Raw genomic sequence first — 19,428 nt, 5'->3', positions numbered from 1 at the left:
CATCCCGGCCCTCTCCCGAAGGGAGAGGGAGGCAGTAAGGAAAGAACGAACCCCTTGAAATACCTCATCGGCGTCGGCGTGTACGTCGGCTATGACGACAGCGTCGGCCTGCGCCTCATCGAGCACGTCTCGGAGGGGGGGCTCGAGAAGGGATTTCGCGCCGTCGAGATCGGCGGGAACATGCTCAACCTCTTCTCCTACCTCGAAGCCGGGGTGGAGAAGATCCTGGTCGTCGACAGCGCGAAGATGGGGAAGGCGCCCGGCGACTACATGTTCTTCAAGCCCGAGCAGGTCGAATCCCAGAAGGTCCTCGCCGGCGTGAGCACCCACGAGGGGGACGTCCTCAAGACCCTCGAGCTGGCCCGGCAGACCGGCTACCGCATCCCGCCCATCGAGTTCATGGGCATCGAGCCCAAGCGCGTCGAGCCCGAGATGGGGCTCTCGCCCGAGCTCGAGCGCCGCCTCCCCGAGTACGCGGCGGCGGCCGTCGAGCGCCTCACGCGGGGGACCGCATGAAGAAGGTCGTCACCGTCGGCGGCGGCACGGGCCACTACTCCATCCTGCGCGGGCTCAAGAACTACGACCTCGACCTCACGGCCGTCGTCTCGGTCGTCGACAACGGCGGCTCGACCGGCGAGCTGCGCACCGACTTCGGCATCCTCGCCCCCGGCGACATCCGCAACTGCCTCGTGGCCCTCTCGGACGAGACCGAGCTGCGCGACCTCGCGCGGCTCTTCGAATACCGCTTCCCGCTCAAGTCCAAGCGCCTGGGCAACCACAACGTCGGCAACATCATCCTCGCCGCGCTCACCGACCTCTGCGGCGACATGGCCGCGGCGGTGAAGGTCGTCTCCAAGATCCTGCGCATCCGGGGCCGCGTCCTCCCCGTCTCCCTCGATTCCGTCGAGCTCTACGGTCGCACGCGCGCCGGCCGCGTCCTCGAGGGCCAGCTCGAGGTGAGCTACCCCGAGCGCAAGGACCATATCGACGAGCTCTGGCTCAAGCCCGCCGCCGAGGTCTACGCCGATTGCGCGGACGCCCTGCGCTCGGCCGACCTCCTGGTCATCTGCCCGGGAGACCTCTACGGCAGCGTGCTCCCCAGCTTCCTCACCCGGGGAGTGCGCGAGGCCCTGCACTCCTCGCGCGCCCGCATCGCCTACGTCTGCAACCTCGTCACCAAGCAGGGGACGTACGGCTTCAAAACGAGCGACTTCGCCCGCGAGCTCACGCGCTACTGCGGGCGCCGCCCCGACTTCGTCATCTACAACACGAAGCGTCCCTCCCGCGTCGTCGTGGACAAGTACCGCAAGGAGGCGAGCTACTTCGTCGAGCCCGATCTCCCGGTCCTGCGTACTCTCTGCGGACGCGCCCTCGGCGCGAACCTCCTCCTCGAGTACGACTCGGGCGACAAGCGCATCGTCCGCCACGACTCCGAGCGCACCGCTCGGATGATCATCGACCTGCTGCGCGGCTGAGAGTCTGATGTCGAGATGGAGGAGCGTCCTGCCGGTCTTCCTGGGCGCGACGCTCTGCGTCGGGCCGGCTCGCGGCGCCGAGCCCGCCGCGGCCGACAAAAAGGCCGTCGAACCGGCGTCGATCCTCGACACCCTGGAGGTCGGCCTGCGCGGCAGCGTCGGGCGCGAGGCGAACTCGCGGGACTACGACTGGGGGCCGACGCTGAGTCTCGGCCTCTTCTCCAGCGGCCCGGACGCCCGCAACCGGTTCTGCTACGAACTCGAATACAGCTACAACGACGCCTTTTCCGAGCTCCGCGGCGACGCGTACACCCAGCAGACGCGGGTCAAGACCTCGGAGCTCAAATACGCCAAGGTCTCGCTCCTCAAGCTCGCCGGCCGCGACCTGCGCGAGCGCTTCCATTTCACGCCCTATCTCACCGGCGGCGTGCAGTACGTGGACTCGCGGGAAGAGACCCGGGAGGAGGACGAGGACGGCGAGCTCGCGCTCACGGAGCGGCGCCGCGAGTCCTACTGGGCCCCGACCCTCGGCGCGGGGGTCGAGTTTGCCCTCGGCTCCCGGACGACGCTCGCGCTGGACTACGACCGGAACTTCGAGAGCGGGAACCGGCGCATGCACCGCCTGAACCTCGAGCTCAAGGTGCGCCTGTTCGGGGACGACGAGGAGAAGGAGCGCTGACCTCGCATGACTGATCGAGAACGAAAGCTCGCCGGCCCCGTCCTGTTCTTCGCCTGCGCCGCGGGCTGCGCCGTCCTGTTCGCGGTCGGGGCGATGCTCATGCGTGGACGCTCCTCCGGGTCCGGCGGGGGGCTCTTCATCGGTTCCGAAACGGCGTTCTCGGCCGCGGAGAAGCCTTTGTCCGAGGTGAAGCCCCCGGCCGGCTCCGCGAACGTCGCCGACGGGGAAGGGGAGCGCGAGACGGCTTCGCCGCCGGAGCGCGCGAACCCCTACCGCGATCCCCCGGCCCCTCCGCCCCCGGGAGCCCGCCCGCGCTCGGCATCCGCTCCCGCGTTCGCGCCCGACTTCGCGCGACCCGCGACTCCTTCCGCGCCGCCTTCGAGCTCGGTCCGGGCCTCCTGGAAGCCGCCCATGGACCGGACGCGGCTCGTCACGCGGGGCAGCGGCCGCGGCGAGCCCGTCGGCATGCCCGACGGCTCCGGTGCGACGGCCGCCTATGCTCCGAGCGCCGCTCCCTCGTCCGCTGCCGCGCGGCCGCGCGAGGCGGCCGCGGATGCGCGCGGCCTCGGAGAGTCCGCGCGGGCGACGGCCGGAGGGGCGCTCCCCGGCGGGACCCCGCGCCCGCTCCGGGGCGGCGCGGCCGGGGTCGTCTCCTCCTTCTCCCGCGGCGCGGTCCGGGGGCTCCCCGCGGAGTTCGCCGCGCCGACGCCGGGACCCGTCGCCGCGGTCCCGGCGTCCTCCGGCGACGAGGTGGGCCGCACGCTCTTCGCCCGCGCCGCCGGAGCCGACCTGCGCTCCAAGCCCGTCGACCGCGAGGGCAGCGACGACCTGCGCCTCTCCCAGCTCGTCTCCGGAGAGTCTCTCAAGGTCCTCGGCGAGACCAAGGACGGGTGGGTCCACGTCCAGTCCCAGCGCCTGACGGAGTTCGATCCCAGGACCGGAGACTGGAAGAACACCGAGGGCTGGGTGCGCCGGGAGAACCTGGGCTCGGATGCTTCCCTCTCCATCCCCCGCGAGCCCGTGCCTCCGAGCGGCGCCCGGCAGGCCTTCGTCGAAGCGCTGAAGAAGTTCGAAGGCACTCCGTACGTCTGGGGCGGCACGAACCCGGGCAAGCAGGGCGGCGTGGATTGCTCCGGCCTCATCGTGGCCGCGCTGACCGACATCGGGGTGCGCCGCGTGCCGCGCACCGCCGCGGACCAGGAGCGGGCGGCTCAGAAGCTCGCCGACCCTTCCCAGCTCCAGCCCGGCGACCTGATCTTCGACGGGAACCCCGCCCACCATGTCATCGCCTATCTCGGAGGCGGCCAGACCATCGAGGCCATGGACCGCAAGCACGGCGTGGTCCGCATGGGCCTCAAAGAGCGTCTCCAGTCCGTCAAGCAGCCGTACTACGGCGCCCTGCTGTCGCAATAGCCGGCGGGATCTTGGACGGAAGGAACGGGTGGAATCCCGGACTGGGCCATGCTATCCTTACTCCCCGGACGAACCCTCCCCATGACGCGCTCCCCCTTCCTCTCCGCCCTGACGCTCCTCGTGCTCCTGCTGCGTCCGGCCTGCGCCGTGGAGCTCGCGCCCGACGCCCAGCGCCTGCTTCAGAAGGGACTCGACGGCATCTACCGCATGGACTTCGACGGGGCCGACCGGGCCCTGCGCCAGGTCGCCGAGCGCAGCGGACATCCCTACGCCTATCTCGGGCTCGTCGGCTCCTCGATGACCCGCTTCGTCTACGGGACGGAGCAGAGCGACCTCTCCCTGTTGACCGACTTCGATCGCCGGGTCGAGGAGGCCGCGGAGGCCTCCGAGCGCTGGCTCAAGGCCCATCCCAACGACCCGCAGGGCCTGCTCGCCCTCGGAGCCTCCTACGGCATCGCGGCGCGGGTGCAGGCCCAGCGACTGCAGTGGATCAAGGCCTATATCAGCGCGCGCAGGGGCATCAAGAACGTCCGCGCGGCCCTCGAGGCCGACCCGAAGCTCGGCGACGCCTGGCTGGGTCTGGGGATGTACGACTATTACAGCGACACCTACCCGCGCTTCATCGGCGTGCTCGCCAAGATCGTCCTGCGCGGCAGCCGCGACCGCGGGATCGAGGAGCTGCGCCGCTGCGCGAAGGAAGGGAGCTTCGCGCGGACCGCCGCTCAGCTCATCCTCGTCGAGGTCTTCACCGAGGACCGCTTCGGCTCCCGCGACCCGCGCGAGGCCGTCCGCCTCATGGACGACATCCGCGGGAAGTATCCGCGCAGCGCGATGCTCCATGCCGCCGAGCTCGTCGCCCTCTTCGAGGACGGACGCATGGAGCTCTTCAACGACGGCGTCGAGGAGTTCCTCAACCGCGTCCGCGACGGGGGCTATGAGCCGATGCAGCTCGCCAAGGGCCTGCTCATGCGCGGCACCGTCCGCTGGTCGCAGGGACGCCGGGCGGAGGCGCTCGAGGACCTGCGTGCGGGCGCTCAGGTGCGTTACAAAGGAGGACCGGCCCGCTGGGCGGTGTGGTCGCGCATCCGCTCGGCCCAGCTCCTCGACCTCCTGGGCCGCCGGGACGAGGCGCTCGAGGAGTACCGGGCGGCGGCCGCCGAGCCGGACCACTGGGGACTCCTGGAGTTCGCCGAAGCCGGGCTCAAGAAGCCCTGGACCGCCGAGAAGCCGGGCCATATCTCGCCCTTCTGACGGACCCCAAGGGACGAGCCCCGCAGGCCTCAATCATGTTATCATTGCCGCATACGACTCCCCCGACAGGGGGAAACAGGAGAGAGTCCATGCAGAAACCCGCCGTCAAGACGAAATGCCCTAATTTCTCGTCCGGCCCCTGCGCCAAGCGCCCCGGCTGGACCGTCGACGCCCTCAAAGGCGCCCTCGTCGGCCGCTCGCATCGCTCCAAGGAGGGCAAGGCCCGCTTGAACGAGGTCTCCGAGCGCATGAAGCGCGTGCTCGGCCTGCCGGCGGACTACCGCATCGGGGTCGTCGCCGGCTCCGACACCGGCGCCGTCGAGCTGGCGATGTGGACCCTGCTCGGCCCCCGCCCCGTCGACATCTTCGGCTGGGAGTCCTTCGGCAAGGGCTGGATCACCGACGCGGTGAAGTACCTCAAGCTCCTCAACGTCCGCGAGTTCAAGGCCGACTACGGCAAGATCCCGGACCTGAGCAAGGCCGACTTCTCCCACGACGTCATCTTCACCGCCAACGGCACGACCTCGGGCGTCAAGGTCCCGAACTACGACTGGATCAAGGCCGACCGCGAAGGGCTGACGATCTGCGACGCCACCTCCGGCATCTTCGCCATGCCGATGGACTACTCGAAGCTCGACGTCATCACCTTCTCCTGGCAGAAGGTGCTCGGCGGCGAGGCCGGCCACGGGGTGCTCATCCTCTCCCCGCGCGCGGTCAAGCGCATGGAGGAGAACGAGCCCAAGGTCGCCTGGCCGCTGCCCAAGACCTTCCGCCTCAACGCCGAGGGGAAGCTCAAGCCCGGCGAGCTCGAGTACAACACGGTGAACACGCCCTCCATGCTCTGCGTCGAGGACGCCATCGACGCGCTCAAGTGGGCGGAGTCCATCGGCGGCTGCAAGGCCCTGGTCGCCCGCTCCAACGCGAACCTCGCCGTCCTCGAGAAGTGGGCCGCGAAGTCCGACTGGATCGACTTCCTCGCGGAGTCCAAGGAGATCCGCTCCAACACCTCCGTCTGCCTCAAGATCAAGGCCGACTGGTTCACCCGCCTGCCCGACGAGGAGAAGACGAAGGCCGCCAAGAAGATCACCTCCATGCTCGACAAGGAGGGGGTGGCCTACGACATCAACTCCTACGGCAAGGCCCCGGCGGGCATCCGGGTCTGGTGCGGCGCCACCGTGGAGGCCTCCGACGTCGAAGTCCTCACGGGGTGGCTCGACTGGGCCTACGACGCCGTCGCGAAGGAATACTCCAAGGAGACCGTGAAATGAAGAAAGTCCTCATCGCCGACAAAGCCGACGCCATCTGCGAGAAGGTCCTCAAGGAGCGCGGACTCGAGGCCGTGAACAAGCCGGGCATGAAGCCCGAGGAGCTCAAGGCCTGCATCGCCGACTTCGACGCCATCATCGTGCGCTCGGCCACGACGCTCACCAAGGACCTCGTCGCGGCCGCGAAGAACCTCAAGGCCGTCGCCCGGGCCGGCAGCGGCGTCGACAACATCGACGTCCCCGCCTGCACCGAGAAGAAGGTCGTCGTGATGAACACGCCCTTCGGCAACACCGTCTCCACCGGCGAGCACGCCCTGGCGATGATGTTCGCGCTCGCGCGCATGATCCCGCAGGCCAACGCCTCCACCCACGCCGGCAAGTGGGAGAAGAAGAAGTTCGAGGGCGTCGAGCTCACCGGCAAGACCCTCGGGGTCGTCGGCTGCGGCAACATCGGCGGCGTCGTCGCGGACCGGGCCATGGGCCTGAAGATGAAGGTCCTCGTCTACGACCCGATGATGACGACGGAGCGCTCGCGCGAGCTCGGGGTCCACATGGTGAGCTTGGACGAGCTCTACGCGAAGTCCGACTTCATCACCTTCCACGTGGTCATCAACGACTCCACGCGCGGCATGCTCAACAAGGCCGCCATCGCCAAGATGAAGAAGGGCGTGCGGCTCATCAACTGCGCGCGCGGCGGCATCATGGTCGAGGCCGACGTGAAGGAGGGCCTGCAGAGCGGTCAGATCGCGGGGCTCGCCTGCGACGTCTTCGTCAAGGAGCCGGCGACCGAGCACATCTTCTTCGGCATGGAGAACGTGATCGCCACGCCCCACATCGCGGCGTCCACGAAGGACGCGCAGATCACCGTGGCGCGGCAGGCCGCCGAGCAGATCGCGGACTACCTCCTCACCGGCAAGAAGACGCACGCGATCAACGGGGACAAGGTCTAGAGCTCTTCGACCCGTACAACCCCTCTCCCTGAGCTCAGGGAGAGGGGCTGTCTTTTGCGGTCCTAGCTCTTCTGCGTGTAGTTGGGGGTCTCTTTGGCTATGGCCACGTCGTGCACGTGGCTTTCCCTGAGGCCGGCGTTGGAGATCCGGACGAATCTCGCTTTGCGCCTGAGTTCCGCGAGGTCGCGGCAGCCGCAATAGCCGAGCCCGGCGCGCAGGCCGCCGGTCAGCTGGTGCAGGATCAGCGAGACCGGGCCTTTATAGGGCACGCGGCCTTCCACTCCCTCCGGCACCAGTTTCTCTTTCTCCACCCCGGACTGACCGTAGCGGTCCTTGGAACCGGCTTCCATGGCGCCCACCGAGCCCATGCCGCGGTAAGACTTGTAGCTGCGGCCCTGGTAGAGGATGATGTCCCCCGGCGCCTCGTCAGTGCCGGCCAGCAGGGTGCCGAGCATCACGCAGGAGGCGCCCGCGGCGATGGCCTTGGTGATGTCGCCCGAGAACTTTATGCCGCCGTCGGCGATGACCGGCACGCCTTTCTTCGCGGCGGCGCGGCAGCAGTCGCGCAGCGCGGTCAGCTGCGGCACGCCGACGCCCGAGATGATGCGCGTGGTGCAGATGGAGCCGGGGCCTATGCCCACCTTCACCGCGTCGGCGCCGGCCTTGATCAGGTCCGCGGCGCCGTCATGGGTGGCCACGTTGCCGGCGATGACCTCCACGTGATAAAGACGCTTGACCTCGCGCAGCGTCCGCAGCACGTTGGCCGAGTGACCGTGCGCGGAATCGAGCGAGATGACGTCGGCGCCGGCCTTCACCAGCTCCCCCGCCCGCTCGATGGCGGCGTCCCCCGCGCCGATGGCCGCGCCCACGCGCAGGCATCCCGCCTTGTCCTTGCATGCGTTGGGGTACTGGGAGCGGTTCATGATGTCGCGGACGGTGATCAGGCCCTTCAGGCGGCCCTGCCGGTCCACCAGGGGCAGCTTCTCGATGCGGTGCTCGTGCAGGATCTTTTCCGCCTTTTCCGGGGTCGTCCCGGCGGGAGCGGTCACCAGCTTCTTCGTCATGGCGGCGCCCACCTTTCGGTCCAGGTCCCTGGCGAAGCGCAGGTCGCGGTTGGTCAGTATGCCGGCGAGCTTCCCGCCGGAGACCACCACGAGCCCCGAAACGCCGTGCTTGGCCATCAGGGCTATCGCGTCCTTCAGCGTCTCATTCGGGGAAATGGTGACCGGGTCGACGATCACGCCGCTCTCGTGCTTCTTGACCTTCGCCACTTCGAGGGCCTGCTGATGCGCAGGCATGGCCCGGTGGATTATGCCGAGACCGCCTTCGCGGGCCATGGCGATGGCCAGACCGGACTCGGTCACCGTGTCCATGGCGGCCGAGACCAGGGGGATATTGAGCTTGATGCCGCGGGTCAGCATGGCGGCCACGCCCGCGTCACGCGGCATCACCGCGGACTTGGCGGGGAGCAGCAGCACGTCGTCGAAGGTAAGGGCCAGCTCGATCTTTTCCTGAAGCATGCGGTCTCCTGTATTCCCACCGACTGACGAGGCTTTCGCTTCGAGGCGACAGCGCGGGGGGGGCTGGGGGGGTCCCCTGGCCCCCGCGATGGCATGATATCATAGCGCGAGGAAGGCTCCGAGCAGGGATGGGGACTCCTGATAACGGCCATCATCGGCCTTTGCTAAAATCCCAGCTGGAGGAAAGGACCCATGAAGAAGCTCCCGCTGTTCAATCCCATCTACGGCATCCGGCCGGCGAAGGGCCGCGCGCAGGACGTCATCGCCCCGCCCTACGACGTGCTCGATTCCAAGGAGGCGCGCGAGCTCGCGAAGGGCAAGCCGCTGAGCTTCCTGCACGTCTCCAAGGCCGAGATCGACCTCCCCGAGGGGACCGACGTCCACTCCGAGGCGGTCTACCGCAAGGCCGCGGAGAACTTCGAGAAGATGCTGGCCCAGGGCGTGCTCGTGCGCGAGCAGAAGCCCTGCTTCTACGCCTACCGGCTCAAGATGGGCGCGCACGTGCAGACCGGCCTCGTGGTCGGGGCCTGCGTCGACGACTACGACGCCAACCGCATCCGCAAGCACGAGTTCACCCGCCCCGTGAAGGAGGACGACCGGGTCAACCAGATCAAGTTCGTGAAGGCGCAGACCGGTCCCGGCCTCATCGCCTATAAGCAGATCCCCGAGGTCGCCGCCGTCCTGAAGAAGACGACCGCGCTCGCCCCCGACTTCTCCGCCGAGGGCATCGGCGGGGTCGTCCACACGCTCTGGACCATCGCCGACCCGGCCGACGTCCGGGTCCTCGTGGACGCGTTCGAGAAGCAGAAGGCCGTCTACATCGCCGACGGTCACCACCGCTCCGCGGCCGCCTCGCGGGTCAAGAAGTTCATGGTCGAGCAGCGCGGCGCGGCTCACACGGGCACGGAGCCCTACAACACCTACCTCGCCGTGGCCTACCCCGTCGACGAGATGAAGATCTGGGACTACAACCGGGTGGTCAAGGACCTCAACGGCCTGACGCCCGAGGCCTTCCTCTCCAAGCTCAAGGCGAGCTTCGAGGTGACGGAGACCAAGGGCCGGGCGAAGCCCGCCGCCCGCCGGGAGTTCGGCATGTACCTGGGGGGGAAGTGGTACCGGCTCAAGCCGACCGTCCCCACGCCGACGATGAAGGACGACCCGGTGCTCGCGCTCGACGTGAGCGTGCTCTCGGACCTCGTGTTGGACCAGCTCCTCGGCATCCAGGACCTCCGGAAGTCCGACCGCGTGGATTTCGTCGGCGGCATCCGCGGCCTCAAGGAGCTCGAGAAGCGGGTGGACTCGGGGGAGATGAAGGCCGCCTTCGCCATCTACCCCACCTCGCTCGAGGAGCTCATCTCCGTCGCCGACGACGACCAGGTCATGCCGCCCAAGTCCACCTGGTTCGAGCCCAAGCTGGCCGACGGGCTCGTCTCGAACCCCCTCATCTGATCGGGAATCCCTTTCGGGATTCCCGATAGGGGAGACAAGAAGCCGCTCCCGGGAACGGGGGCGGCTTCCTGCTTGCGCGCTCAGGCTCCCCGGGCGTTCAGCGGGGATCCTGACTGGTGCCGACGATCTCGATGGGGATGAGCGTCCCGGTCGGCGCGGGGAACATCAGCACCTCGTCGCCGTCGAGGCGGAGGGCCTCGATTCCCTCGGGGACGATGAAGTCGACGTAGTAGGGCACCTCCCAGTTCATGACGCGCGACTCGCCCGCGCTGTGCGCGGGGGTCGTGAAGAAGGCGCCATGGAGCTCGGGGTAGATGTCCTTGATGAAGGCGTGCTTGCTCCCGGTGAAGTCGACGTAGGAGGTCTCGCCGGAGCGCAGGACGCCGCTCTCGACGATCTTCCGGAGGGTCTCCTCGTCCTTGATCCAGTGCCGGTAGACTTTGTTCGCGGTCTCGAGCTTCTCGATGCGGCCGGGGACGCCCGCGTATTCGGTGATGGTCTTGGTGTCGTTGCTCGCGAGGACCTTGGTCACCGTCGTGCCGTCCCTGCGGCGCGCGAGGTGGCGCGCGACGAGCTCGCGGGTGATGCGGCAGGCGGCGGCCAGCAGACCTTCGCGGCCCGCGGGCTGGGCCTCGGCGGCGACCGGGGACCCGGCCACGGCCGGGACAGCCGGCTTCGGCAGCGTCGCGGTCACGGCGATGGCGCGGTAGGCGGGCAGCGTCGAGTTCAGAGCGGAGACGTCGGAGGGAAGGCGCAGCGCCGGCGGGGCCTGAAGCGTCGGGACGGTGGGGAGGCTGCCCTGTGGGACGACGACGCGCTGGGCGAAGGCGGGGAGCGCGAGGAGGAGCAGGGCTCCGGCGAGCGGCGCGCGGCGCCGGGCCTTGGCGTTCTCCAGGGAATCCTCCTGAAAAGGCGTCATCCCTCGAAGTATGGCCCCGCAACGGGGGGGATGGGCGTGTCGAACGGCCCACTCAAGGGCCCACGAACGGCCCAGCCCGCCTTGGGACCAATACCGCTCCCCCTTTGGGCCTTTCGTCGGACGCCGGCCTCTCCCGCGCGCACTATACTCAACCCTATGAAGAAGACCCTCTCCCTTTCCCTCGTCCTCGCCATCCTCTTCCCCGCCGGCCTGAGCGCCCAGATCCGGGTCATCGCCGGGTCCGCGGCGCCGATCCTTCCGCCGAGCGCCGTCGGTTCGGCCGCGGCCCTGAAGAGCCCCGGCCTCGACTTCGGCCTCACCCCGCAGAAGATCGCCGGCATCTTCGACACCGCGAAGCTCGACCTCGTCTCCTCCCTCGACCGCGTCGCCGCGGTCCCGGCTCCCCAGCGCAGCTTCAAGAACACCGTGGCGGCCATCGAGGGCGCCTATACCCGCTACCAGGAAGCCATCACCGCCGCCGCCTTCATGTTCTCGGTCTCGCCCGACAAGGCGATCCGCGACGCGGCCCGCGACCTCGACGCGAAATCCGACGACCTCTTCATCGAGCTCTCCCAGCGCGACGACATCTACCAGGCGGTCAAGGAGTACGCCGCCAGGGGCGAGGCCCTCCAGGGCGAGGAGGCGCGCCTGCTCGAGGCGACTCTGCTCGGCTTCCGCCGCGACGGGATGGAGCTCGCGGCCGAGAAGCGCGTCGAGATGGCGAAGGTCCAGAAGCGCCTCGCCGAGCTCGGCACGGCCTTCTCCGAGAACCTCAAGGACTCCCGCGACGCGCTCGAGCTCGAAGCTTCCGAGCTCAGGGGCGTGGACGCCGACTTCGTCGCGTCGCTGCCCCGGACGGCCGAAGGCAAGATCCGCGTCGGCCTCGACTATCCGACCTACCGCCAGGTCATGCGCAACGCGCAGGAGCCCGAGACCCGCCGCCGGCTCGGGAGTCTCTTCAACAACCAGGCCGCGAAGGAGAACGTGCCCATCCTCGAGGAGGCCCTGGGCCTGCGCCAGCGCCTCGCCGAGCTCCTCGGCTACAAGAACTACGCCGAGTACGCCATCGAGCCGCGCATGGCGAAGTCGCCCCAGCGCGTCTGGGACTTCCTTCATCGCCTGAAGGACCTGCTCTTCGCCCGCGCGCAGAAGGAGAACGACGTCCTCCTCGAGTACAAGCGCCGGGAGGTCCCGGGCGCGACGAAGGTCGAGAGCTGGGACTTCTCGTACTACGCGCGCCAGCTGATGAAGGAGCGCTACGAGGTGGACTCCGCGGAGGTCCAGCAGTACTTCCCCGTGGACACCGTCGTGGCCGGGACCCTCGAGGTCTACCAGCGGCTGCTCGGCGTGCGCTTTCAGGAGACGAAGACGGACGCCGCCGGCGTCTCTTGGCATCCCGACGTCCGGCTCTTCGAGATCACGGACAAGAAGGACGGGCGGCGCATCGGCTGGTTCTACCTCGACCTGCACCCGCGCGAGGGCAAGTACAAGCACGCGGCCGCCTTCTCCATCCGCACCGGGCACGCGCTCGAGGGCGGCGGCTACCAGGAGCCGGTCTCGGCGATGGTGGCGAACTTCACGAAGCCGCAGCCGGGCAAGCCCTCCCTGCTCACCCACGGCGAGGTCGAGACCTTCTTCCACGAGTTCGGGCACCTGATGCACCAGACGCTGACGACGGCCGAGCACGCGAGCTTCGCCGGCTCGCGCGTGGCCCGCGACTTCGTCGAGGCGCCCTCGCAGATGCTCGAGAACTTCGTCTGGCAGCCCGAGGTCGTCGACCTCCTCTCCGGGCACTGGCAGGATCCGGCGAAGAAGCTCCCCCGGGCGCTGCTCGACAAGATGCTCGCCGCGCGCGGGGTCTTCTCGGCCAGCGACACGCTCGGACAGGTCGCGCTCGCCGCCCTCGACCTCGTCTACCACACCGCCGTCCCCGTCGACTCCACCGAGGTCATGCGCAAGGTCTTCGTCGAGTTCGAAGGGCAGGAGCCCGCGCCGGGCACGCACTTCCAGGCCCGCTTCGGTCACGTCATGGGCGGCTACTCGGCCGGCTACTACGGCTACCTCTGGTCGAAGGTCTTCGCCCTCGACATCTTCTCGCGCTTCCTCGCGGAGGGGATCCTCAACGAGGACGTCGGCCTCTCCTATCGCCGTGAGATCCTCGAGCGCGGCTCGAGCCGCGACGAGGAGGACTCCCTGCGGGCCTTCCTCGGCCGCGAGCCGAGCGAAGAGGCCTTCCTGCGCTCCATCGGCGTCGAGCCCGAGACCCCGGAACCCCCGTCGCTCGCGCAGTACTTCGAGAGCGCCTACGGCTTCCACTCCTGGCTCGCCGACCGCAAAGCCCTCTCCGGGAAGGAGGCCCTGCGCGCCGCGGTCATGATCGCCGCGGCCCCGCTCTTCGAGAAGGGCGCGCTCATCGTCTCCCTCGAGAAGGGCGTCCTGACCCTCATGTCGGCGAAGGACCCCATGACGGCCCCCGCCGTCCTGAAGCTCGACGCGGTGAAGGCGACCCCCGAGGCCGAACGCCTCGCCGCGCGCATCGCGAAGGCCGCGGCGCAGGACAAGGCGGAGGGGGGGATGTACTTCCGCGTGGCCGAGGTCCTCAACAACATCGCGAGCATCGTCGCTCAGGCGCCGACGCCCGAGAAGCCTCCGCTCACGAAGGAAGAGGACCTCCCGCTCGACCCCGCGCGCCAGCCGCAGGAGTACCTCGCGCGCAAGCTGCGCGACGCGATGCGCTCCGAGGACCCGTACGCGGTGCTCGCCCTCCTGAAGGAGACGCGGACCGACGCGCGCAGAGTCCTCGACTACGGCGCCGGCTCCAAGTTCCTGGAGGGCCTGCAGGCGCAGGGAGCGCTCCACGCCGCCCGCTTCATGCCCGGCCTGCTCGCCGCGGCCCAGGAGGCCGCCGGCCGGGGCGACAAGGCCGAGGTCGAGAAGGTCTTCGACGCCGCCAAGGAGTACCTCGAGTACGCCCCGGGCTGGTACACGAAGACCGCCGCCGCCTGGGAGCAGGCCCAGACGGTCCTCGAGGTCATCGCGAAGTACGGCCCCGTCGACCCCGCCACCGGCCTCCCCGTCCAGCCCGCGACGCCTGACGCTGCTCCCCCGGTCGTCCAGTAATATCTCCCTGCCGTCTGCTCGAAGCCCCTCTCCCGCCGTGCGGGAGAGGGGCGAGCGCGTAGCGCGGGGTGAGGGGCGGCGTAATCGGGCCCAGGCATTTGGTAGAATGGCCAAATGAGAAGGCCCGATTACGCCGCCCGCGCCAAGGTCCTCAAGGCCCTCGCCCACCCCACCCGGCTCCTGATGGTGGACGCGCTCACGCGCCGGGAGCTCTGCGTCTGCGAGCTCCAGAAGCTTGCCGGCTCCGACATGTCCACGGTCTCGAAGCACCTCTCCCTGCTCAAGGCCGCGGGGGTCGTCCGCGACCGCCGGCAGGGCTCCTGGGTCTACTACTCGCTGCGGTGCGCCTGCGTGAGCGGCTTCTTCAAGTGCGTCGAAGGCGTGCTCCGCGGGCGGGGGAAGCGATGAAAGGCCGGGCGAAACGGGCGCTCATCGCCTTCGCGGTCCTCATCGGATGGCTGCTCGTCTATCGGAGCCTGCCCGGGCTCGCCCGCGCTCTCGCCTACGGCGCGTTCGGCCTCGAGGAGGGTTCCCGGCTCGGCTCCGCGGTCGAATTCTTCCTCTACGACACGCCCAAGGTTCTGATGCTCCTGGTCGGCGTCGTGTACCTCATGGGGATCCTGCGCAGCTATTTCACCCCGGAGCGCACGCGCCGCGCCCTTGCGGGGAGGAGCGAGACCCTCGGCAGCGTCCTCGCGGCCCTCCTCGGCGTCGTGACGCCCTTCTGCACCTGCTCGGCGGTCCCGCTCTTCATCGGCTTCGTGGGCGCGGGGGTCCCGCTCGGCGTGACCTTCTCCTTTCTCGTCTCCGCCCCCATGGTCAACGAGGTGGCGCTCGTCCTGCTCTTCGGCCTCTTCGGCTGGAAGGTCGCCCTGCTCTACGCGGGGACGGGACTCCTGGTCGCCGTCGTCTCGGGCTGGGTCATCGGGCGCCTGCATCTGGAGCGCTGGGTGGAGGACTGGGTGCTGGCGGTGAAGCCCGGGGAGGCCGGCGAGGAGGCCGCGCCGACCTTCGACGAGCGGCTCGCGGCGGGACGGGAGGCGGTGCGCGAGATCGTGGGCAAGGTCTGGCCCTGGGTGCTCGCCGGCATCGCGGTCGGCGCCGGCATCCACGGCTGGGTGCCCGAGGCCTTCATGGCCTCCTTCATGGGGAAGGAGACCTGGTGGTCGGTGCCGCTCGCGGTGCTCGTCGGCGTGCCCATGTACTCGAACGCCGCCGGCATCATCCCGGTGGTGCAGGCCCTGCTGGACAAGGGCGCGGCGCTGGGAACCGTGCTCGCCTTCATGATGGCGGTCATCGGACTTTCATTGCCGGAGGCCGTCATCCTGCGCAAGGTGCTCAAGCCGCGGCTGCTCGCGACCTTCTTCGGGGTCGTCGCGGCGGGCATCCTGCTGGTCGGCTGGCTGTTCAACGCGGTCCTCTAGAGGAGTGGGAATGAAGATCCAGATCCTGGGCGGCGGTTGTCGGAAGTGCGCGACCTTGAAGGAGCGGACCGAGCAGGCCGTGCGCGAGCTCGGGCTGTCCTGCGAGGTCGTGAAGGTGTCGGACATGGCCGAGATCGCGCGCATGGGCGTGATGCGCACCCCGGCGCTCGCGGTCGACGGGGTCGTGAAGCTCTCCGGGCAGTTGCCGAGCGTCGAGGGCCTCAAGGAGCTCCTGAAAGGACTCGCGTGAAGAACCCACGCCCTGCGCGCGTCCTCTTCCTCTGCACGGGGAATTCCTGCCGCAGCCAGATGGCCGAAGGCTGGGCGCGGCACCTCTTCCCCGGGAGCGTCGAGCCCTTCTCGGCGGGGACCCTCGCCAAGGGGCTCGACCCCCGGGCCGTGAAGGTCATGGCCGAGGCCGGCGTAGACATCTCCTGCCGGCGCTCGAAGACGCTCGCGGAGCTCCCCGGCGGGGGCTTCGACCTCGTCATCACCGTCTGCGACAAGGCCCGGGAGTCCTGTCCGCTCTTTCCCGGTCGGACCCGGCGCCTCCATCGGAGCTTCGACGATCCTCCCTTCCTGGCGCGGGACGCGAAGGATGAAGAAGACGCTCTGAAGCCGTATCGGCGCGTCCGCGACGAGCTGCGGGCTTTCGTGGAGACCTTGCCGGCGATCCTCGATCAGGAGAACGCAAGATGAACAGCGAACCCGCCATCGCCTCGAAGCTCTCGTTCCTGGACCGTTGGCTGACCCTTTGGATCTTCCTCGCGATGGCCGCGGGAGTGGGCCTCGGCTGGCTCTTCCCGGCCGCCGTGACCGAGTTCAACGCCGCCTCCAGCGTGGGGACGACCTCCATCCCCATCGCCGTCGGCCTCATCCTCATGATGTACCCGCCGCTGGCCAAGGTGCGCTACGAGGAGCTCGGCCGGGTGTTCGCGGACAAGAAGGTCCTGGCCCTCTCGCTCGTCCAGAACTGGCTCATCGGGCCCGTCCTGATGTTCGCCCTGGCCGTGACCTTCCTGCGCGGATATCCCGAGTACATGATCGGCCTCATCCTGATCGGCCTGGCCCGCTGCATCGCGATGGTCATCGTCTGGAACGACCTCGCGAAGGGCGACACGGAGTACTGCGCGGGACTCGTCGCGTTCAACTCCATCTTCCAGGTCCTCTTCTTCTCGCTCTTCGCCTGGTTCTTCATCACCGTCCTGCCGGCGAAGCTGGGCTTGGCGGGCGCCGTGGTGAACGTCACGATGGGGGAGATCGCCAAGAGTGTCTTCATCTATCTCGGCATCCCCTTTCTGGCGGGGATGGGGACGCGCTTCGCGCTGGTCTCGGCGCGCGGGAAGGAGTGGTATCACTCCCGCTTCATCCCGGCCGTCGGCCCCATCACGCTCGTCGCGCTGCTTTTCACCATCGTGGTGATGTTCTCCATCCAGGGCCGGCGCATCGTGGGGTCTCCGCTGGACGTTTTGCGCATCGGCCTGCCGCTGCTGATCTACTTCGCGGTCATGTTCTTCGTCTCGTTCTTCATGAGCCGGCGCGTGGGCGCGGGCTATCCGGTCGCCTGCACGCTCTCCTTCACGGCGGCCTCGAACAACTTCGAGCTCGCCATCGCGGTGGCCATCGCCACCTTCGGCATCGGGCACGGCGCGGCCTTCGCGGCGGTCATCGGGCCGCTCGTGGAGGTGCCGGTGCTCATCGGCCTGGTGAACGTGGCGCTGCGGTTGAGGGGAAGGTTCTTTTAGGACGACTCACCCTCTTCGAGAGTTCGCGCTGACAAGCAGAAGGCCCGCTTTCGCGGGCCTTCTGCTTTTGCGCCCCCTCCCCTCCCGCAGGAAGGGGAGTTGAGGAAGGGGTTATTTGCGTTTCCCAGTAGCGCGCAGGATCTTCAGGAAGAGGTTGATGAAGTCGAGGTAGAGCATGAGGGCGCCGGAGATGGCCTCCTTGGTGTCCTCCTCGGTCCCCTCGTTGCCGATGATGTTCATCCCCTTGATGCGCTGGGTGTCGTGCGCGGTCAGGCCGATGAAGATGGCGATGCCCGCGTAGGTCGTGATGTAGTCGAGCATCGGGCTCTTCATGAACCAGTTGGCCATCGAGCCCAGGATGATGCCGATGAGCCCCATGAAGCAGAGGTTGCCCACCGCCGTCAGGTCGCTCTTCGTCGTGTAGCCGTAGAGGCTCATCGCCCCGAAGGTCCCCGCCGTGATGAAGAAGGCGTTGGCGATCGACGACTTCGCGTAGACCAGGAAGATCACGGAGAAGGTCACGCCGTTGAGGGCCGCGTAGAGCAGGAAGGTCAGCGTGGCCATCGAGGCGGACATCCGCATCACCCAGCCGGCCAGGTAGAACACCAGCAGGAGCTCCGCGATGAGGAGGCCGTAGAACAGGATCGAGTTCCGGACCAGGTTGAGGATCATCTGGGGGTCGTTGGCCATGAAGCCGGCGACGAGGCCGGTGACGGCGAGCCCCGCCGTCATCCATGCGTACACCTGGACGATGAAGTTCCGAGTCTCGATCGCGACCTGGTCCGCGCTGAGCGCCGTCTGCATGTTCGTCCTCCCGTCTAGAGATAGCCGACGATGGAATAGCCGCCGTCGATGAGGATCGTCTGTCCCGTGATCATCCGCGCGTCCTCCGAGGCGAGGAAGGCGGCGCACTTGGCGACGTCCTCCTGGGTGGCCGTCTCGCGCAGGGGGGCGAGCTCGCGGGTGCGCGAGAGCATGTACTCGAACTCGGGGATGCCGCTGGCGGCGAGGGTCTGGATGGGGCCCGGCGAGAGGGCGTTGACCCGGATCTTCCGGGGCCCGAGCTCGAGCGCGAGGCCGCGCACATAGGCTTCGAGCGCGGCCTTGGCCACGCCCATCACGTTGTAGTTCACGACGGCGCGCTGGCCGCCGAGGAAGGACATGGTCATCACCGAGCCCCCGTCCGGCATGTGCGGCAGGGCGCGGCCGAGGATCTTGGCCAGCGAGTGCGCCGAGACCTGCAGGGCCGTCGTGAAGTCCTCGGAGCTGGTCTGGGAGAGCGGCTTCTGGAAGGAGGTCGCCGGCGCGTAGGCGATGGAGTGGACGAGGATGTCCACCGGCGTCTTCAGGGCATGGAAGAAGGAGTCGAGCTCCTTGTCGTTCTGGACGTCGCAGCGGCGGTAGTCGAGCAGGTTGGGAAGCTTCGGCGCGAGGTCCTTGATGCGGCTGTGGTAGCGGAACTGATACGCGAGCAGGATCTGCGCGCCCTGGGCGGCGAGCTCCTGGGCGATGGCCCAGGCGATGGACTCCTCGCTGGCGACTCCGAACACGACCGCGGTCTTGCCCTTCAGACGATGGGTTCTGGACATGCCCCGATTCTAACTAATCGAAGCCGCCCGGATAAGGCCTCCCCTAAATCTCTGAACTCTGACACGGCGTCAGGCGTCGACTTTCGCAACTTATTTGGCAAATAAACCCCTTATATCGCTCGGAGTGCCTGACGCCGGAACTTATGCAACTTTTGGTGCCAGAGGGGGCTGAGGCGGACTTTTGGTTCTTCTATTCGAGGATGACCTTGAAGCGGAGGCGGAAAACGCCCAGGGCGGCGGCGTCGGAGCGGCCCATGAAGGTCCCGGCCAGGGTCGCGAAGCGGCCGAGCAGGCGGACGGGCGCCCGCGCGGCCGAGGCGTCGGCGCCGAGGCGGACGATGTTCAGCGGGCGGGAGGCGCTCTCCGCGAGCGAGGGGCCGCGCTCGCCGCACGAGAGCAGGGAGAGGCGGACGCGGCAGGGGGGCTGTTCGCAGAGGCCGGGGACGACGTGGTCGATGAGGAGGACCGGTGAAGCGTCCGGTGAGGCCTCGGCGCGCGCGGCGGACAGCGCGAGGAGCCCGAATCCAAAATAGAGCGCAGCTCGAAGGTGTCTCATCTCGGCGTCCTCCCGACTCCCGGCTCCGTCCCTTCCTCCGCAGTGTAGCCCCGGACCCGTGTCCCATTTGTTT

At 68.5% G+C, this 19,428-nt stretch carries 19 protein-coding genes; 14 read left to right on the top strand and 5 right to left on the bottom strand.

All coding sequences use genetic code 11. The annotated features are described in order from the left end of the window. Positions 1–54 precede the first annotated feature (54 nt). The 7 genes from WC969_02320 to WC969_02290 all read left to right on the top strand — a co-directional run bounded on the left by WC969_02320 (position 55) and on the right by WC969_02290 (position 7,033). A complete protein-coding gene (locus tag WC969_02320; GenBank protein ID MFA6028670.1) occupies positions 55–516 on the top strand; it encodes a hydrogenase maturation protease in 462 nt (153 codons plus the stop codon). Next, the gene (locus WC969_02315; protein ID MFA6028669.1) at positions 513–1,475 is read left to right on the top strand and encodes a gluconeogenesis factor YvcK family protein; all 963 of its coding nucleotides are present in this window, start codon (positions 513–515) and stop codon (positions 1,473–1,475) included. The genes WC969_02320 and WC969_02315 overlap by 4 nt, the downstream gene beginning before the upstream one ends. A gap of 7 nt (positions 1,476–1,482) precedes the next feature. Next, positions 1,483–2,154: an autotransporter outer membrane beta-barrel domain-containing protein gene (locus WC969_02310; GenBank protein MFA6028668.1), complete on the top strand. Its 672-nt coding sequence runs from the start codon at positions 1,483–1,485 to the stop codon at positions 2,152–2,154. A gap of 6 nt (positions 2,155–2,160) precedes the next feature. After that, entirely contained in the window at positions 2,161–3,567 is a 1,407-nt protein-coding gene (locus WC969_02305; protein ID MFA6028667.1) for an SH3 domain-containing C40 family peptidase, read from the top strand. A gap of 81 nt (positions 3,568–3,648) precedes the next feature. Beyond that, positions 3,649–4,818 carry a hypothetical protein gene (locus tag WC969_02300; GenBank protein ID MFA6028666.1) on the top strand — a complete coding sequence of 390 codons (1,170 nt, stop codon included), beginning with the start codon at positions 3,649–3,651 and terminating at the stop codon, positions 4,816–4,818. Positions 4,819–4,907: 89 nt separating this feature from the next. Beyond that, complete coding sequence (locus WC969_02295) at positions 4,908–6,086, top strand: phosphoserine transaminase (protein MFA6028665.1); 1,179 nt, start codon at positions 4,908–4,910, stop codon at positions 6,084–6,086. Then, a complete protein-coding gene (locus WC969_02290; GenBank protein ID MFA6028664.1) occupies positions 6,083–7,033 on the top strand; it encodes a hydroxyacid dehydrogenase in 951 nt (316 codons plus the stop codon). Before WC969_02295 ends, WC969_02290 begins: the two co-directional genes overlap by 4 nt. A gap of 62 nt (positions 7,034–7,095) precedes the next feature. Here the strand turns inward: WC969_02290 and guaB are convergent, their stop codons facing one another. Then, positions 7,096–8,553: an IMP dehydrogenase gene (gene guaB / locus WC969_02285; GenBank protein ID MFA6028663.1), complete on the bottom strand. Its 1,458-nt coding sequence runs from the start codon at positions 8,551–8,553 to the stop codon at positions 7,096–7,098. Positions 8,554–8,745: 192 nt separating this feature from the next. Between guaB and WC969_02280 the strand changes: the two genes are divergently transcribed. Continuing rightward, positions 8,746–10,002: a DUF1015 domain-containing protein gene (locus WC969_02280; GenBank protein ID MFA6028662.1), complete on the top strand. Its 1,257-nt coding sequence runs from the start codon at positions 8,746–8,748 to the stop codon at positions 10,000–10,002. Between the two features lie 97 nt (positions 10,003–10,099). Here WC969_02280 and WC969_02275 read toward each other — a convergent pair whose 3' ends face one another. After that, a complete protein-coding gene (locus tag WC969_02275) occupies positions 10,100–10,921 on the bottom strand; it encodes a hypothetical protein (protein MFA6028661.1) in 822 nt (273 codons plus the stop codon). 156 nt (positions 10,922–11,077) lie between these two features. On the opposite strand from WC969_02275, the gene WC969_02270 reads away from it, so the two are divergent. From WC969_02270 to arsB, 6 genes are all read left to right on the top strand, one after another. Beyond that, positions 11,078–14,041, top strand: coding sequence for a M3 family metallopeptidase (locus tag WC969_02270; protein ID MFA6028660.1), 2,964 nt, complete (start codon positions 11,078–11,080; stop codon positions 14,039–14,041). 114 nt (positions 14,042–14,155) lie between these two features. After that, the gene (locus tag WC969_02265; protein ID MFA6028659.1) at positions 14,156–14,449 is read left to right on the top strand and encodes a metalloregulator ArsR/SmtB family transcription factor; all 294 of its coding nucleotides are present in this window, start codon (positions 14,156–14,158) and stop codon (positions 14,447–14,449) included. Continuing rightward, a complete protein-coding gene (locus tag WC969_02260; GenBank protein ID MFA6028658.1) occupies positions 14,446–15,465 on the top strand; it encodes a permease in 1,020 nt (339 codons plus the stop codon). The genes WC969_02265 and WC969_02260 overlap by 4 nt, the downstream gene beginning before the upstream one ends. A 10-nt stretch (positions 15,466–15,475) precedes the next feature. Beyond that, positions 15,476–15,715, top strand: coding sequence for a thioredoxin family protein (locus WC969_02255; protein MFA6028657.1), 240 nt, complete (start codon positions 15,476–15,478; stop codon positions 15,713–15,715). Beyond that, on the top strand, positions 15,712–16,164 hold the full coding sequence (locus WC969_02250) for an arsenate reductase ArsC (GenBank protein MFA6028656.1): 453 nt from the start codon (positions 15,712–15,714) through the stop codon (positions 16,162–16,164). Before WC969_02255 ends, WC969_02250 begins: the two co-directional genes overlap by 4 nt. Continuing rightward, positions 16,161–17,210, top strand: coding sequence for an ACR3 family arsenite efflux transporter (gene arsB, locus WC969_02245; GenBank protein MFA6028655.1), 1,050 nt, complete (start codon positions 16,161–16,163; stop codon positions 17,208–17,210). The genes WC969_02250 and arsB overlap by 4 nt, the downstream gene beginning before the upstream one ends. 111 nt (positions 17,211–17,321) lie before the next feature. Here arsB and WC969_02240 read toward each other — a convergent pair whose 3' ends face one another. The 3 genes from WC969_02240 to WC969_02230 all read right to left on the bottom strand — a co-directional run bounded on the left by WC969_02240 (position 17,322) and on the right by WC969_02230 (position 19,355). Next, complete coding sequence (locus tag WC969_02240; protein ID MFA6028654.1) at positions 17,322–18,014, bottom strand: Bax inhibitor-1/YccA family protein; 693 nt, start codon at positions 18,012–18,014, stop codon at positions 17,322–17,324. 14 nt (positions 18,015–18,028) lie between these two features. Then, a complete protein-coding gene (locus WC969_02235) occupies positions 18,029–18,799 on the bottom strand; it encodes an SDR family oxidoreductase (protein ID MFA6028653.1) in 771 nt (256 codons plus the stop codon). 190 nt (positions 18,800–18,989) lie between these two features. Further along, entirely contained in the window at positions 18,990–19,355 is a 366-nt protein-coding gene (locus WC969_02230) for a hypothetical protein (protein MFA6028652.1), read from the bottom strand. Positions 19,356–19,428 lie beyond the last annotated feature (73 nt).

It is taken from the genome of Elusimicrobiota bacterium, from assembly GCA_041660925.1.
Classification (GTDB): Bacteria; Elusimicrobiota; Elusimicrobia; order UBA1565; family UBA1565; genus JBAZUV01.
Note: the sequence above shows the minus strand (reverse complement) of the source record. Positions and strands in the feature narration are given on the sequence as shown.

What these genes read in the sequence shown, in the direction of transcription:
- WC969_02315 (MFA6028669.1), top strand. Translation starts at nt 513, where the DNA reads ATGAAGAAGGTCGTCACCGTCGGCGGCGGCACGGGCCACTACTCCATC.
- WC969_02310 (MFA6028668.1), top strand. Translation starts at nt 1,483, where the DNA reads ATGTCGAGATGGAGGAGCGTCCTGCCGGTCTTCCTGGGCGCGACGCTC.
- WC969_02305 (MFA6028667.1), top strand. Translation starts at nt 2,161, where the DNA reads ATGACTGATCGAGAACGAAAGCTCGCCGGCCCCGTCCTGTTCTTCGCC.
- WC969_02300 (MFA6028666.1), top strand. Translation starts at nt 3,649, where the DNA reads ATGACGCGCTCCCCCTTCCTCTCCGCCCTGACGCTCCTCGTGCTCCTG.
- WC969_02295 (MFA6028665.1), top strand. Translation starts at nt 4,908, where the DNA reads ATGCAGAAACCCGCCGTCAAGACGAAATGCCCTAATTTCTCGTCCGGC.
- WC969_02290 (MFA6028664.1), top strand. Translation starts at nt 6,083, where the DNA reads ATGAAGAAAGTCCTCATCGCCGACAAAGCCGACGCCATCTGCGAGAAG.
- guaB (MFA6028663.1), bottom strand. Translation starts at nt 8,553, where the DNA reads ATGCTTCAGGAAAAGATCGAGCTGGCCCTTACCTTCGACGACGTGCTG.
- WC969_02280 (MFA6028662.1), top strand. Translation starts at nt 8,746, where the DNA reads ATGAAGAAGCTCCCGCTGTTCAATCCCATCTACGGCATCCGGCCGGCG.
- WC969_02275 (MFA6028661.1), bottom strand. Translation starts at nt 10,921, where the DNA reads ATGACGCCTTTTCAGGAGGATTCCCTGGAGAACGCCAAGGCCCGGCGC.
- WC969_02270 (MFA6028660.1), top strand. Translation starts at nt 11,078, where the DNA reads ATGAAGAAGACCCTCTCCCTTTCCCTCGTCCTCGCCATCCTCTTCCCC.
- WC969_02265 (MFA6028659.1), top strand. Translation starts at nt 14,156, where the DNA reads ATGAGAAGGCCCGATTACGCCGCCCGCGCCAAGGTCCTCAAGGCCCTC.
- WC969_02260 (MFA6028658.1), top strand. Translation starts at nt 14,446, where the DNA reads ATGAAAGGCCGGGCGAAACGGGCGCTCATCGCCTTCGCGGTCCTCATC.
- WC969_02255 (MFA6028657.1), top strand. Translation starts at nt 15,476, where the DNA reads ATGAAGATCCAGATCCTGGGCGGCGGTTGTCGGAAGTGCGCGACCTTG.
- arsB (MFA6028655.1), top strand. Translation starts at nt 16,161, where the DNA reads ATGAACAGCGAACCCGCCATCGCCTCGAAGCTCTCGTTCCTGGACCGT.
- WC969_02240 (MFA6028654.1), bottom strand. Translation starts at nt 18,014, where the DNA reads ATGCAGACGGCGCTCAGCGCGGACCAGGTCGCGATCGAGACTCGGAAC.
- WC969_02235 (MFA6028653.1), bottom strand. Translation starts at nt 18,799, where the DNA reads ATGTCCAGAACCCATCGTCTGAAGGGCAAGACCGCGGTCGTGTTCGGA.
- WC969_02230 (MFA6028652.1), bottom strand. Translation starts at nt 19,355, where the DNA reads ATGAGACACCTTCGAGCTGCGCTCTATTTTGGATTCGGGCTCCTCGCG.